This window comes from Halocalculus aciditolerans (assembly GCF_014647475.1).
GTDB lineage: Archaea > Halobacteriota > Halobacteria > Halobacteriales > Halobacteriaceae > Halocalculus > Halocalculus aciditolerans.
Genome location: NZ_BMPG01000002.1, coordinates 396,847 through 409,646, shown reverse-complemented (window position 1 = coordinate 409,646; position 12,800 = coordinate 396,847). Strand labels below are relative to the sequence as shown.

The following is a 12,800-nucleotide window of genomic DNA, read 5'->3' as shown; positions in this document are numbered from 1 at the left end:
CTCTCCCCGTCGACGCTTGCACGGTTCGAACCGTGGACGCCTGTTGTTCGCCGTCGGCCACGTCGCTCTCGGGTTCCCCCGGCTTGAAACGGAAGCTGACGGGTCGCCGGCGATTTACCGGACGGTTCCGAGGCGCGGCGGCAGAGAACGAGCTAGACGATTTCCATCATTCGCGTCTCGAACGTCCCGGTTCTGACGCGCGTCCACCCTCGTAACTCCGCGTCGAGGTCGTCGTCGCCGGTGTCGACGCGGAGCGCGCCGAGCTGGTCGAGTTTCGCCTTCGACGCGACGACCTCCACCTCACACTGGCGGATGACGGCGGGGCTGAGCTGGTGGTTGCCGCGGCCGAAGACGAACCCCTGGCCGCCGATGGGGGAGACGACGATGACGTTTCGCTCGCCGAGGTGGTCGAGTATCTCGCGCTCGCTCGCGTCGCGCGCGAGGAGGTCGCCGTCCCGCCAGACGTCCACGCCGAGCGGGCTGCCGTCGAACCCCAGCTGTGCTTTCACCGCGCCGACCGTGGATCCGGGTCCGAGAACGTACGTCACGCCCGCCTCGGCGTCTTCTGCGACGCCTTTAGCGAGGGATTCGACGGTGCCGCCGGCGAGCTGCTTGCTCGACTGGAGGGACTCCGCGACGGGGACGTTCACGACGGCTTTCAGTTCGGCGCGGACCTCGCCGTCGCGGTAGGCGGCCTCGTCGATATCGTTCACCTCTCTCGACTCGACGCAGTCGAACGTCGCCGCCACGCGGCCGGCCTCGGCGGGCCGCACGACGAACACCGACGAGTAGACCTTCACGCCCGCGGGCACGCCGAGTATCGGCGTGTCGGCGTCGAGTTCGTCGAGGGTTTCCGCGACGTCGACGGCCGTCCCGTCGCCGCCGACGAAGAGCACGAGGTCCACGTCTTCTCGGACGAACGCCCGCACGGCGTCGCGGGTGTCGCTCGCGCTCGTCTCCCCGCTCTCGGGTTCGCCGACGACCACGGGGTCGAAGCCCGCGTCGCGCGCTTCGTCCGCGCCCATCGACCCGCCGTAGGCGAGAAGCGAGACCTCGGGGTCTGCGGCTCGCAGCGCGTCGAGCGCCGCGACGGCGCGCTCCGGCGCGCGCGGCTCCGCCCCTCGCGCCCGCGCCTCCGCCAGCACGCCGTCCGTCCCCTTCAGTCCGACGCGGCCGCCCATCCCCGCGATCGGGTTCACCACCACTCCGATACGTCGCATACCACGGGGTTCGACGCGCCCCCGGAAAACTCCCCTGACCCGCCGGTATCACACGCTCTCCGCCCGCCGCTGGGGATTCACCTCCGTTCGCTCGCCGCTGGACCCCTCGCACGCGACCCGCGGTGTCAGGGACGGGCGAGTCGGAAATCCTTAAGACCGCCGCGCGAAATTCGGCTAGTATGTTCACGCTCCTCGAAGCCACGTCCGGCCTCCCGATCAACGCCCTCGGCTGGGGCGTCACCGTCGTCGGTCTCGTCGTCGTCGCCGCCTGGCTCGCCTACCTCTACCGCTAACGCTCGCTCGGCTCTTCGTCTCGACCGTCGACGCGCTCGCGGAACCACGCGGCGGCGTCGCGGGCGCGCGCCGCGTCCACTGACTGTATCTTCACGCGCACCCCGTCGCCCGGATAGCTGCCGACGCCGACGTCGAAGCGCTCGCGGAGCTCATCGAACGCGTCGACCAGCGCGGACTCCGGCGCGTCGACGTAGACGGTTTCGACGTGCCGGCGCTCGCCCGTGAACTCGCCGGCGACGCGGTCGAACATCGCTTCCATCTCCGCGGGGACGCCGGGGAGGACGTAGCAGTGCTCGACGACGCAGCCGGGGGCGACGCCGACCTCGTTCGGGAGCATGCGCGCGCCCTCCGGGAGGTGGGTCGTTCCGGGGGCGAGGTCGCCCGTGTAGTCGGACTCGCCGGCGAACCACGCGGCGGCGTCCGGGTGGTCGGTGAGGTCGCGGTCGAACGCCGCGGCGACGCCGTCCATCGTCACGTCGTCGTGCGTCGGGCCGAGGCCGCCCGTGACGACGACCGCGTCGTAGCGCTCGCTCAGGTCGCGGACGGTCGCCGCGATTTCCTCGACGTCGTCGGGGACGACGGTGACGCGGCGGACGGTCGCGCCGCGCTCGGTGAGCCGGCGGCCGAGCCACGTCGCGTTCGTGTTCGCCGTATCACCGCTGAGGAGTTCGTCGCCGACCGTGACGACCGCGACATCCATAGGGGGATTTCGCGGGTCGGTGTGAAAACCGTGACGCCCGGCGTTCGAGTTAGGGGTCGAGGCCGGCGTCGCGGCGCGCCTGTTCGAGTTCGCGGACCTGGCGGCGGAGGTAGAGCGTGCCGAGGACGGCGATGATGGCGAGCGCGACGAGGAGGCCGGCGAAGATGTAGGCGTCGCGGTGGAGGTAGTATTGGACCTCGATGGTGGCGTCGTCGATGCTCGCCCAGCGGTAGTGCGCGCGGTTCTCCTCGATGCTGAGGGCGTACCCGCCGGGGGTGACGCTGCCGAGAACGGGGATTTCGGCGCGCATCCCGGGCGGCAGGGCGACGTCGTAGCTCCCGTTCACGGCGACGGGCACGATGACGGAGCGCGTCGTCGACGGGGACGTGTAGGCGAGCTGGCCGCGTTCGGCCGGGAGGGTCACGACGGTCTGTTGGTTCTGCGCGTCGACGGTGAGATTCCGCGTGACTGTACCGTTCTCGTAGCGGAACGCGGGCGCGCCGACCGTGACGCCGGTGTTCCCGCCGAGCTCGCTCGGCCGGGAGAGTGATACGGTCGAGCGGTTCTCGACCTCGTAGACGGCGTAGTAGTAGTCGGAGGTGACGTTCACGGTGACGTCGCTCCCCGTGGCGTTCGTGTGCCAGTCGTACGTCGTGTTGTCCGGAGCGGCCCCGGTCCCGCCGGGGCCGCCGACGCAGCCTCCGAGCGCCACGAGCGCGAGGAGCGCCGTGACGGCGAGGAGGCGGCGTGACGTCATGGAACGACGGCGAGCAGTTCCGAGCGGAGGTGGCCGCCGATGCTCGCCAGCAGGCCCGGCGGATCCGTCCCTTCGCCGCAGACGATGCTCTGCTCTAAGAGGCCGAGGCGTTCGACGGTGACGATGTCCTGTGCGTGGCCGGCGCGGTTCACGGTCGCGCGGACCTGGCCGCGCGTCGCGGAGTTCACGTTCACGCGGCCGGTCTCGGCGCGCGTCCACTCGAAGAGCCGGTCGCGCTCGTCGTCCGCGAGCCGGCAGGGGTCGTCGTCGCCGTAGACGAACCGGAGCGGGAGGTGTTGGACGAGGCCGAAGCGCGTGCGAATCTGGTCGGGCGTCCCCGGGCCGAGGCCGAGTTCGCCCGCCGGCACGCGGACGTCTTCACCGGCGTCGAGGACGAAGCCGTCGTCGTCCCAGTGTTCGAGCGTGCCGACGTGGACTTCGCCCGCTTCGAAGTCCGGCGTGATTTCGCCCCACGTCTCGCGGAGGACGTTCCGCGCGACCGTGGCGTCCTCGCCCTCGACCGTCACGGTGGGGAAGTCGTCGCGGCGCACGCCGACGTCGAACTCGACGTCGAGGTCGCCGACGTCGTTCTGCACGAGGGAGCGGAGGCCGTCGAGCGCGCGGTCGCGGGCGTCACCGGAGACGTAGACTTTCGTCGCGAGGACGACCATTTAGCCCAGCCCCAGTTCGCGTTCGAGGTTCTCGATGCGTTCGTCCATCGCACCGACGAGGTCGCGGTTCTCCATCGCTTCGACCTGCGAGCCACATTCGGGGCACTCGAAGCCGAGGTCCATCGCCTCCGCGAACTCGAACCGAATCGAGCACACCTGACAGAGGTAGAATTCGTTGTCGAGTTCGTAGTCGCGGCGCTCTCTCAGCGCGCCGAGCAGGCGCTCCATCTCGTCTACGAGGTTGTCCGGGATGTTGTCGTACTCGAACGTCCAGAGGTACGTCAGCCACCCGGAGTCCTCGTCGCGGACCCGGCGGTAGCTCGCCAGGTCGTTCTCGTAGAGGATGAAGAGCGCGCGCCGCACGTCGTTCAACTCGAGGTCGAGGCGCTCCGCGAGCTCTTCGTCCGTCACTTCCCCGTCCGGCGGGGACACCGCGACCGGCATCCCCGTCGGCCCCACCAGCTCGTGGAGATACCGCTGAACCACCGGGTCCTCCAAGAGTTCCTCAAAAGCCATTACTCGATACTGGCGGCCGTCTCGCCCTTAAAACGTTCGACCGACCCTCGCGCGCTCACTCGCCGCCCGCGCACTCGTCGTCGACGGACACCACGTTCTTCCCGGTCGCCTCGGGAATCACGCGGCGGTCCGCGTCCGCCCACTCCCGCTCCAGCTCCCGGCCGTCGAAGAGCCGGTCGAGGAAGACCGCGAGCCCCGCGACCTCGGAGTGCGGCTGATTCGTCACGCCGACGTTGTAATCCGCCGCCTCGTACACCGAGAACGGGACCTTCTCCCCGCCGACGACGACGAGCAGGTCGCCTTCCTCGTGGGCGTCGCGAACGTCGCCCTCGACGTCCTGCACGCGCTCGCCGTACATCGTCAAGTGGACCACCGTCCCATCCCAGCCTCGGATGAGCGCCGGCTGCTCGTCCGACAACTCCACCTCGAACGGCCCGCCGAACCGCTCCGTGATGTCCTCGACTGTCTCTTTCGACTGTCCGGCGTTGTCCGGGAACACCACTCTGTCTGCGCCGAGCGCCCGCGCGGTCAGTCCGACGTGCGTCGTCATCCGGTCGTCGCGCCCCGGTCGATGCCCGAACCGACACACCACGACCTCGTTTTCGCCCTGCATAGAGGGACGAAACCGCCGCGTCGGATAGGGTGTTACGGAACGCCGCCGAGCGTTCAAGTAGGAAGCCGGGGCCAACGGGGCGTATGCGGTGAACACTACCGTCGACCGTTCGCTTCGCCGGCGACGCCGCGGTCGACGTCTCCCCTGTCGGCGTCGCCCTGCCAGCCCCTTTTTAGCGTCAGCGTTCGACGTCCCGGTATGACTCAGCGAGCGGAAGTCGAAGCCGGCGTCGGCGACGCAGCCCTCGACGGACAGACCGCGTTCGTGACGGGCGCGACCAGCGGCGTCGGCCGCGAAGTCGCGCTCGCCCTCGGCCGTCTCGGCGCGCGCGTCGTCATTCACGGCCGCGACGAGACCCGCGGCCGCGCCGTCGCCGACGACCTCGACGCCCTCGATGCGGACCCGGCCTTCCTCGCCGGCGACTTCGCCGACCCCGACGCGCCCGAACAGCTCGCCGCCGCGGTCGCCGACCGCGTCGACTCCCTCGACATCCTCGTCCACGCCGCGGGCGCGCACTTCCGAAACGCGAGCTTTGCGGACTACGACGGCGGCGTCGAACGGACGTTCGCCGTGAACCAGCTCGCGCCGTTCGCGCTCACCGAGACGCTCCGCGCGCAGCTATCGCTCGACCGCGTCGTCATCGTCTCCTCCGAAGTCCACCGACGCGCCGACGGCGGCGACCTCGCTCGCGACGCCGTCACTACCCTCGACGGCTACGAGGGCTTCCACGCCTACTCGCGGTCGAAGCTCGCGAACGCGGTCTGGGCGCGCGCCCTCGCCGAACGAACCGACCTCTCCGTGGCGTCCTGCCACCCCGGCTTCGTCCCCGGGAGCGGCCTCTGGCGCACGACGAGTCTCCCGCTCTCCCTCCTCATGCGCGTGTTCGACGCCCTCTCCCAGCGGCTCGTCGGCCGCCTCGTCGACACCGCCCCGGAAGCCGCCGCCACCCCCACCTACCTCGCCGTCGCCGACGACATCGAGCGCGGGGCGTACTACCGAGACTGCGCACCCGGCGACCCCAGCGACGCCGTCACCGACGACGCGCTCGCCGACCACGTCTGGAACGTCTCCGCCGACCTCACCGAGTAACGCCACCCGAGCAAGCGGCTCGCTCATCCAACCGCCGAGAGACGGGACTAGAGGCTCGCCCGGCCAATGGCCGAGAGGTGGGACTGGAGACCAGAACGCACTTGCCGGCTCCCGCCGCTCTCTCTCGCATGGAACTCACCGGGAAGCGAATTCTCGTCACGGGCGGCGCGGGCCTCATCGGGAGCGAACTCGCGGGCGCGCTCGCCGACGAGAACCACGTCCTCGTCGTCGACGACTTCTCGAACAGCAGCGACGCCGACCTCCCCGACGGCGTCGAGTTCGTCGAGGGTGACCTCACGGACGAGTCGGTGGTCGCGGACGTCGTCACCGAGGACCTCGACGCGGTCTTCCACCTCGCGGCGGCGGACAAGTACGTGAACTCAGCGGAGCCTCGAAGGCAGTTCGAGGCGAACCACGAACTCACGTACAACCTCCTCGAACGCATGGCGGAAGTCGGCGTCGACCACTTCCTCTTCACGTCCTCCTCGACAGTGTACGGGGAAGCGCCGCGGCCGACGCCCGAGGACTACGCGCCCCTCGAACCCATCAGCATCTACGGCGCGACGAAGCTCTCGGAGGAATCCCTGCTCTCCGTCTACGCGCACAGCCACGACTTTACGGTGTGGAACTTCCGATTCGCGAACATCGTCGGCGACCGCTTCGGCGCGGGCGTCGTCCCCGACTTCGTCGAGAAGCTCGACGAGAACGGCGAGACGCTCACCATCCTCGGGAACGGCCGGCAGGAGAAGTCCTACATGCACGTCTCGGAGTGCGTCGAGGCGATGTGCCACGTCGTCGAGCACGCCACCGGGTCGATGAACACGTTCAACCTCGGGACGCGCACGACGACGTCCGTGAACACCATCGCGGACATCGTCGCCGACGAGATGGGCGTCGACCCCGACTACGAGTACACCGGCGGCGACCGCGGCTGGACGGGCGACGTCCCGAAGATGCGCCTCTCCATCGAGAAACTCGCGGCGCTCGGCTACGAACCCGACCTCTCGAGCGACGAGTCCGTCCGCCGCGCCGCGCGCGACCTCGTCGCGTCACTCGACTGAGTCGTCCGAGCCGACTGAGAACGTGGCGGCTGCGCGAACGTCCCGCATCGCTTCGAGTTCGGCGTCGACGCGGTAGTCGCCGGGCGTGGGGCGTCGCCACGCGCCGCGGGCAGTGAACGATTCGCCGGGCGGAACTTCCGTCGTTCGCATGAGCTGGGTGAACGCGCGGCCGCTACTCCACCGCCAGACGTCGCGGCCGGCCTCGGAGACGGTGAACTCCGCGTCCTGGTCGGCCTCGAAGGTGAGGTCGACTGCTTCCGGTCCGGTGTTCTCGACGGTGAGCGTGAACGCGACAGCGGACGCTTGGACGTCGACGTCCACGGTGGCTTCGAGCGGCATAGAGAGAAGAGAGCGCGCGGGAGGTTTCGGGGTTGCGGTCGGTGCGAGCTATTCAGCGGTAGCGTCGGCGGGCGCGTCGCTCGCACCGTCTTCGGGGATGAGCTGCCAGCCGGTGGCGGCCATGACGAAGAGGACGAGCGGGGAGAGGTAGGCGAAGAAGTAGTAGGGGGCGTACTGGAGGCTGGAGGAGAGCTGGAAGACGCCGGCCATGTAGACGCCGCCGGCGTGCCACGGGATGAGCGCGCCGGTCGGCGTGCCGGCGGCTTCGACGGCGCGCGAGAGGTTCGCGGTGTCGAGCTCGTAGTCGTCGTAGAGGTTCCGGAGGCTCATCCCGGGGACGACGATGCTCATGTACTGCTGGGCGGAGAGCGCGTTCACGACGAACGCGGAGACGCCGGTGCCGGCGATGAGGCTGCCGCGACTCCAGACGATGCGGGTGAGGGCGCGGGCGAGGGAGGCGAGAACGCCGGTGCGTTCGAGGAGGCCGCCGAGCGCGAGCGCGAGGACGACGATGGAGATGGTCCACGCGCTCCCGGAGAGCCCGCCGGTGGCGAGGAGGCTGTTCACGAGGTCCATCCCGGTCTCGGGTCCGGTGCCGTTGAGGAAGACGTCCCAGGCGGCGGTGAACGCGCGGCCCTGCACGACGACCGTCGTCGTCGCGCCGGCGAAGACGCCGGCGACGAGCGTGGGGAGCGCGGGGATGCCGTAGAGGGCGAGGGCGAAGGTGACGACGAGCGGGAGGACGACGAGCGGGCCGAGCGCGTAGGTACCGGCGAGGGCGCTGCGGATGCTCTCGACCTGGCCGACGGGAATCGCGCCGCCGGCGCTGAGACCGAGGTAGGCGTAGAGGAGGACGGACGCGCCGAGCGCGACGAGGGTGCCGACCTGCATCGCGTCGATGTGGTCGTAGAGGTCGGTGTTGGTGACGGCGGCGGCGAGGTTCGTGGTGTCGGAGAGGGGGCTCTGTTTGTCGCCCGCGTACGCGCCGGAGAGAATCGCGCCGGCGGTCATGGGCGCGGGGATGCCGAGGCCGTGGCCGATACCGATGAAGGCGACGCCGAGCGTGCCGGCGGTCGTCCACGAGCTCCCGATGGAGAACGCGACGACGGCGGCGAGGATGGCGGTCGCGGGGAGGAAGACCTTCGGGGTGAGGACGCCGAGACCGTAGTACATGAGCGCGGGGATGGTGCCGGCGCTCACCCAGGTGGCGATGAGCGCGTAGATGGTGAAGAGAATGAGGATCGCCTGGAGACCCATGAGGAGGCTGCTCGCGAGGCCGTCGTAGAGGTCGTCCCACGCGTAGCCGAGCCAGTACCGGCCGACGAGCCCGGTGAGGACGATGCTCCAGAGGAGCGGGGCGTGCGGGGCGAGTTTCAGTATCCCCGAGCCGACGCCGAGGAAGACGATCATCCCCAGGACGGGGACGAGTGCCTGCGCGGCCGAGGGGCGTTTCTCGGGCGGAATGTCGTCGTACGTCAGGGGCTGGAAGTCGAAGGATACCACGCCCGTCCCTATCACTGTGGCGCATATAACGCCGTTGGAATGATACCCCATAGGTATGGGATGGCACGCGGACAATCTCGCCACTATCTCAGACGCCCACGGATTCGTGAAACTCTCCCGACCAATCAGTCAGGGGTTTATACCGACTCCACCGCTACGTGGCGCACGAAATGTACGACGTGGGCGACGTGCTCCCGGTCGACGCCATCCAACCGGGGACGAACCTGATGATCGGCGGTCCGCCGATGTCCGGCAAGGCCGAACTCGGCCGGACGCTCGTCGAAGACGGCCTCGCCGCCGGCGACGGCGCAGTCGTCATCTCCACTCGCGACGACGCCACTCGCCTCCTCGACGACTCCCCCGCCATCGCCGACGGCGTCGCCAACGGCCACGCCGGCGTCATCGACTGCGTCACCCGCGAACGCGGCGAGGCCGCACGCGACCGCGGGTGGATTCGGTACGTCTCCTCGCCCGGCGACGTCACCGAAATCGGCATCCGAACGGCCGGCTTCTTCACCGCGCTCGCCGAGAACGACCGCGACACCATCCGCGGCGGCCTGCTCTCCATCCCCACGATGCTCATGTACACCGACCCCCGGCGGCTCTTTCGCTTCCTCCACGTCTTCACCGGGAAAGTACAGAGCGGCGGCCACCTCGGCATCGCCCTCACCGAACTCGGCGACAGAGAGACGTTCGAACGGTTCGCACCCCTCTTCGACGGCATGATTCAAACCCGACTCACCGACGACTACGAACGCCAACTCCGCGTCGTCGGCGTCGATCCCTCCCCGACCGACTGGGTCCCCTACTAACCTCACCGACTGCCGGACCGGGTCCGTGTCGTCGTCGTGCTGGGCGGTGATACGGACGAGCGCTCGACCGGGCGAGGAGTCGAGTGGATGTGGTCGTGGCGGGCGTCGGGAACCGTCATCCTATTGCGGTGCGTGCGCGGAGAGTGAGGTATGAGTCGCGATCGCTCCCCGGTGGAGCTCGCAGAGCGCTTGGATTTGACGGAGTACGAGGCGACGGCGCTCACGGAACTGCTCTCGCTGGGACGGACGACTGCGCCCGACCTCGCGGAGGCGACGGGGATTCCGAAGGCCCGCATCTACGGGGTGTTGGACTCGCTCGCGGACCGCGGGTTCGTGAAGATGATTCCGGGGCGGCCGAAGCACTACCAGCCGAAGTCACCGGGGGCGATTCTCGACCGGGCAGTAGAAAACGAACGCCAGGAGTTCGAGGCGTACCAACAGGAGATCGAGGCGAACCGGGAGGCGTTTCTGGCGGAGTTCGAGCCCCGGTTCGCGCAGGCGAGCAGCGACGTGACGCCGACGGAGGAGCTGTTCTGGGTCGTCGACGTCGGGGAGGCGTCGGAGCGGGAGACGCGGTCGCTCTACCGCGAGGCGGAAGAGCGAGTGAAGGTCATCACGAAGTCCTTCGAGTACTTCGACCGCGTGGAGGCGGCGTTCGGTGACGCGCTCGCGCGCGGCGTCGACGTGAGCGTGCTCTTCTTGCACCCGGACCATCTCGACGCGGAGAACGCGGCGACGCAGGCGGACATCGTCGAGCGGATTCGCGCGGGCTATCCGGAGGCCGACATCCGGTTCAGCACGGGGAAACTGCCGTGGCGCGGGACGTTCGCGGACCCGTCGATGGAGTACGACACGGGGCGGGCGATTCTGCTGGTCGAGGAGAAGGACGTGCCGTTGAGCATGCGGCAGGCCGCGGTGACGGAGAACGGGTCGTTCGTCGCCGGCCTCGAACGCTTCTTCGACCTCGTCTGGGAGCACGAGTCTGCGACGCCCGACGCCGTCCTCGACTGAGCCGGCGGAACCTTCGGCGGTTCTCGCAGTCGGTTCGGTAGTTCGATGCACGGAGTTCTTCCGAGGATTCTCGGTGGTTGTGAGCGGCGTGTGGGGGGACGGTCCAAAGACTTATGCCGATGGTTACTCACTTTCTGAGTAACCAATGACTGTCCTGCTCACTGGCGCAGACGGCTATCTCGGGTGGCCGACCACGCTCCGACTCGCCGACCGCATCGACGACCGTATCGTCGCCGTCGACAACGGCGCGCGCCGCGAGTGGGTGGCGGAGTCCGGCAGCGTCTCCGCCGTCCCCATCGACGAGCCGGAGGCGCGTTTCGAGACCGTCGACGGCGTCTCGTACGTGGAGGGAGACCTCGCGGACCGCGAGTTCGTCACGCAGCTCGTGGACGTCTACGAGCCCGATACGGTGCTCCACGCCGCCGCCCAGCCCTCCGCGGTGTATGCGGGAATCAACGGGGAGCGAGCGCTCTACACGCAGCGGAACAACGTCTCCTCGACGCTGAACCTCCTGCACGCGCTGCACGAAGCCGGCCTCGACGACACGCACTTCATCGAGACGACGACGACGGGCGTCTACGGCGCGCCCGAGTTCCCCATCCCCGAGGGGGGAGCGGAGATGTCGAACGAGGGCGAGAGCGACGAGGTGCCGTTCCCGGCGATGGGCGGGTCGTGGTACCACCAGACGAAGGCGTTCGACGCCGGGAACATGCGGCTCGCGAACGGCGAGTGGGGGATGCCGATCAGCGACGTCCGCACCGCCATCGTCTTCGGCACCGAAACGGAAGAAACGGAGGAGTACGGGATGCCGACGCGCTTCGACTTCGACTACTACTTCGGAACAGTCGTAAATCGGTTCTGCGCGCAGGCCGTCGCCGGCTACCCCATAACCGTATACGGGAAGGGCGAGCAGCGCAAGCCGATGGTCACGCTGGAGGACGCGGTGGAGAGCCTCGTCGCGCTCGTCGAGCGGGGCCCCGAGCAGGAGGAGGGCGTGACGGTCTACAACCAGGTGAACCGGCCCGTGGCCATCGTGGAGCTCGCGGAGACCATCGCCGAGGTGGGCGAGGAGTTCGACCTCGACGCCGACGTCGAACACTTCGAGAACCCGCGCGAGGAGGACGAAGAGCACCAGATGGAGATGGATAACGCGAACTTCCGCGGGCTCGTCGACGACGAGATGAGCATGGAAGAGGGCATCCGGCAGGTGCTCGGAACGCTCGTCGACCACCGCGAACGCATCGAGGCGCACGAGGACCGCTTCCTCCCGGGGGTGCTCACCGATTAAGCTCCTCGTCACGGGCGGCGCGGGCTACGTCGGGAGCGAACTCGTCCGGAACCTCCTCGACTCGGGCCACGACGTCCGCGTGCTCGACGACTTCAGCCTCTCCGACCAGCGGAACCTGATGGGGCTCTCGCTCGACGACGTCGAGTTCCACCGCGGCGACATCCGCGACGAGTCCGTCGTCGAGGACGCGATGGCGGGCGTCGACGGCGTGATTCACCTCGCCGCCGTCACGGGCGCGGCGAAGTCCCACGACATCAGGGACCGCGTGATGGACGTCAACGTCGGCGGCACGGAAGTCGTCGCCGACGCCGCCGAAGCCGCCGCCGTCGACACGTTCGTGCTCGCGTCGTCGTGTAACGTCTACGGCGACACCTACGAGGAGGAGCTCACGGAGGAGTCCGAGCCGATGCCCGGGAACCCGTACGCGGAGTCGAAGCTGGAGTGCGAGGACATCGTGGCGGAACGGGAGTTCCACGACGTGAGTCTCCGGCTCGCGACGAACTTCGGCTACTCGCCGGGCGTTCGGTTCAACCTCGTCGTGAACTCCTTCGTCTTCCGCGCGCTCGCCGGCGAGCCGCTCACCGTCTACGGCGACGGGACGAACTGGCGGCCGTTCCTCCACGTCCAGGACACCGCGCGCGCCTTCGAGGCCGCGCTCGACTGGGACGCCGGGACGTACAACGTCGGGCTCGGGAACTTCCAGATCGAGGAGATCGCCGACGTGGTGAGCGACGAACTCGACCGGCCCGTGGAGACGGCGTACCGCTACGAGCGCGACCCCGGCCCCTCCTACCACGTTCGCTTCGAGAAGATGCGGGACGCGGGCTTCGAACCGCAGACCGGCCTCGCGGCGGGCGTTCGAGAGCTCGCCGGGACGTACGACCCGGCCCACCGAATCGGTCGGGACACCTATCAGTAACACCCAC

14 protein-coding genes are annotated in these 12,800 nt (G+C 69.0%); 6 read left to right on the top strand and 8 right to left on the bottom strand.

Features of this window, described 5'->3' with window-relative positions:
* Window positions 1–152: 152 nt before the first annotated feature.
* The 6 genes from IEY26_RS08710 to IEY26_RS08685 form a co-directional block, all read right to left on the bottom strand.
* A complete protein-coding gene (locus IEY26_RS08710) occupies window positions 153–1,220 on the bottom strand; it encodes an ATP-NAD kinase family protein (RefSeq protein ID WP_188977986.1) in 1,068 nt (355 codons plus the stop codon).
* 289 nt (window positions 1,221–1,509) lie between these two features.
* Window positions 1,510–2,214 carry a competence/damage-inducible protein A gene (locus IEY26_RS08705; RefSeq protein WP_188977984.1) on the bottom strand — a complete coding sequence of 235 codons (705 nt, stop codon included), beginning with the start codon at window positions 2,212–2,214 and terminating at the stop codon, window positions 1,510–1,512.
* 49 nt (window positions 2,215–2,263) lie between these two features.
* Window positions 2,264–2,971 (bottom strand): DUF5803 family protein, encoded by a 708-nt coding sequence (locus tag IEY26_RS08700; RefSeq protein WP_188977983.1) that lies wholly within the window; start codon window positions 2,969–2,971, stop codon window positions 2,264–2,266.
* On the bottom strand, window positions 2,968–3,642 hold the full coding sequence (locus tag IEY26_RS08695) for a DUF2110 family protein (protein ID WP_188977981.1): 675 nt from the start codon (window positions 3,640–3,642) through the stop codon (window positions 2,968–2,970). Before IEY26_RS08695 ends, IEY26_RS08700 begins: the two co-directional genes overlap by 4 nt.
* Complete coding sequence (locus IEY26_RS08690) at window positions 3,643–4,158, bottom strand: transcription factor (protein WP_188977979.1); 516 nt, start codon at window positions 4,156–4,158, stop codon at window positions 3,643–3,645.
* A gap of 55 nt (window positions 4,159–4,213) precedes the next feature.
* Window positions 4,214–4,771, bottom strand: coding sequence for a tRNA (cytidine(56)-2'-O)-methyltransferase (locus IEY26_RS08685; protein ID WP_188977977.1), 558 nt, complete (start codon window positions 4,769–4,771; stop codon window positions 4,214–4,216).
* Window positions 4,772–4,969: 198 nt separating this feature from the next.
* Here IEY26_RS08685 and IEY26_RS08680 point away from each other — a divergent pair, with 198 nt between their 5' ends.
* Both IEY26_RS08680 and IEY26_RS08675 read left to right on the top strand, forming a co-directional pair.
* Entirely contained in the window at window positions 4,970–5,860 is an 891-nt protein-coding gene (locus IEY26_RS08680) for an SDR family NAD(P)-dependent oxidoreductase (protein ID WP_188977975.1), read from the top strand.
* A 128-nt stretch (window positions 5,861–5,988) separates the two neighbouring features.
* Window positions 5,989–6,921 carry an NAD-dependent epimerase/dehydratase family protein gene (locus tag IEY26_RS08675; RefSeq protein ID WP_188977973.1) on the top strand — a complete coding sequence of 311 codons (933 nt, stop codon included), beginning with the start codon at window positions 5,989–5,991 and terminating at the stop codon, window positions 6,919–6,921.
* On the opposite strand, the gene IEY26_RS08670 is transcribed toward IEY26_RS08675, so the two are convergent.
* Both IEY26_RS08670 and arcD read right to left on the bottom strand, forming a co-directional pair.
* Window positions 6,910–7,260 (bottom strand): BsuPI-related putative proteinase inhibitor, encoded by a 351-nt coding sequence (locus tag IEY26_RS08670; RefSeq protein WP_188977971.1) that lies wholly within the window; start codon window positions 7,258–7,260, stop codon window positions 6,910–6,912. The genes IEY26_RS08675 and IEY26_RS08670 overlap by 12 nt on opposite strands.
* Before the next feature lie 48 nt (window positions 7,261–7,308).
* Window positions 7,309–8,763, bottom strand: coding sequence for an arginine/ornithine antiporter ArcD (gene arcD / locus IEY26_RS08665; RefSeq protein ID WP_229773991.1), 1,455 nt, complete (start codon window positions 8,761–8,763; stop codon window positions 7,309–7,311).
* 170 nt (window positions 8,764–8,933) lie between these two features.
* Between arcD and IEY26_RS08660 the strand changes: the two genes are divergently transcribed.
* The 4 genes from IEY26_RS08660 (at window position 8,934) to IEY26_RS08645 (ending at window position 12,793) form a co-directional block, all read left to right on the top strand.
* Window positions 8,934–9,575 carry a DUF7504 family protein gene (locus tag IEY26_RS08660; protein WP_188977967.1) on the top strand — a complete coding sequence of 214 codons (642 nt, stop codon included), beginning with the start codon at window positions 8,934–8,936 and terminating at the stop codon, window positions 9,573–9,575.
* Window positions 9,576–9,725: 150 nt separating this feature from the next.
* Window positions 9,726–10,586, top strand: a complete 861-nt coding sequence (locus IEY26_RS08655) for a TrmB family transcriptional regulator (RefSeq protein WP_188977965.1) — start codon at window positions 9,726–9,728, stop codon at window positions 10,584–10,586.
* A gap of 145 nt (window positions 10,587–10,731) precedes the next feature.
* On the top strand, window positions 10,732–11,874 hold the full coding sequence (locus IEY26_RS08650; RefSeq protein ID WP_188977964.1) for an NAD-dependent epimerase/dehydratase family protein: 1,143 nt from the start codon (window positions 10,732–10,734) through the stop codon (window positions 11,872–11,874).
* Window positions 11,870–12,793, top strand: a complete 924-nt coding sequence (locus IEY26_RS08645; RefSeq protein WP_188978921.1) for an NAD-dependent epimerase/dehydratase family protein — start codon at window positions 11,870–11,872, stop codon at window positions 12,791–12,793. Before IEY26_RS08650 ends, IEY26_RS08645 begins: the two co-directional genes overlap by 5 nt.
* The last annotated feature ends 7 nt before the right edge of the window (window positions 12,794–12,800 follow it).

Bases quoted from the DNA above. Each gene is read 5' to 3' on its own strand.
- IEY26_RS08650 (WP_188977964.1), top strand. From the start codon at position 10,732: ATGACTGTCCTGCTCACTGGCGCAGACGGCTATCTCGGGTGGCCGACC.
- IEY26_RS08675 (WP_188977973.1), top strand. From the start codon at position 5,989: ATGGAACTCACCGGGAAGCGAATTCTCGTCACGGGCGGCGCGGGCCTC.
- IEY26_RS08670 (WP_188977971.1), bottom strand. From the start codon at position 7,260: ATGCCGCTCGAAGCCACCGTGGACGTCGACGTCCAAGCGTCCGCTGTC.
- IEY26_RS08655 (WP_188977965.1), top strand. From the start codon at position 9,726: ATGAGTCGCGATCGCTCCCCGGTGGAGCTCGCAGAGCGCTTGGATTTG.
- IEY26_RS08710 (WP_188977986.1), bottom strand. From the start codon at position 1,220: ATGCGACGTATCGGAGTGGTGGTGAACCCGATCGCGGGGATGGGCGGC.
- IEY26_RS08695 (WP_188977981.1), bottom strand. From the start codon at position 3,642: ATGGTCGTCCTCGCGACGAAAGTCTACGTCTCCGGTGACGCCCGCGAC.
- IEY26_RS08705 (WP_188977984.1), bottom strand. From the start codon at position 2,214: ATGGATGTCGCGGTCGTCACGGTCGGCGACGAACTCCTCAGCGGTGAT.
- IEY26_RS08680 (WP_188977975.1), top strand. From the start codon at position 4,970: ATGACTCAGCGAGCGGAAGTCGAAGCCGGCGTCGGCGACGCAGCCCTC.
- IEY26_RS08660 (WP_188977967.1), top strand. From the start codon at position 8,934: ATGTACGACGTGGGCGACGTGCTCCCGGTCGACGCCATCCAACCGGGG.
- IEY26_RS08685 (WP_188977977.1), bottom strand. From the start codon at position 4,771: ATGCAGGGCGAAAACGAGGTCGTGGTGTGTCGGTTCGGGCATCGACCG.
- IEY26_RS08690 (WP_188977979.1), bottom strand. From the start codon at position 4,158: ATGGCTTTTGAGGAACTCTTGGAGGACCCGGTGGTTCAGCGGTATCTC.
- IEY26_RS08700 (WP_188977983.1), bottom strand. From the start codon at position 2,971: ATGACGTCACGCCGCCTCCTCGCCGTCACGGCGCTCCTCGCGCTCGTG.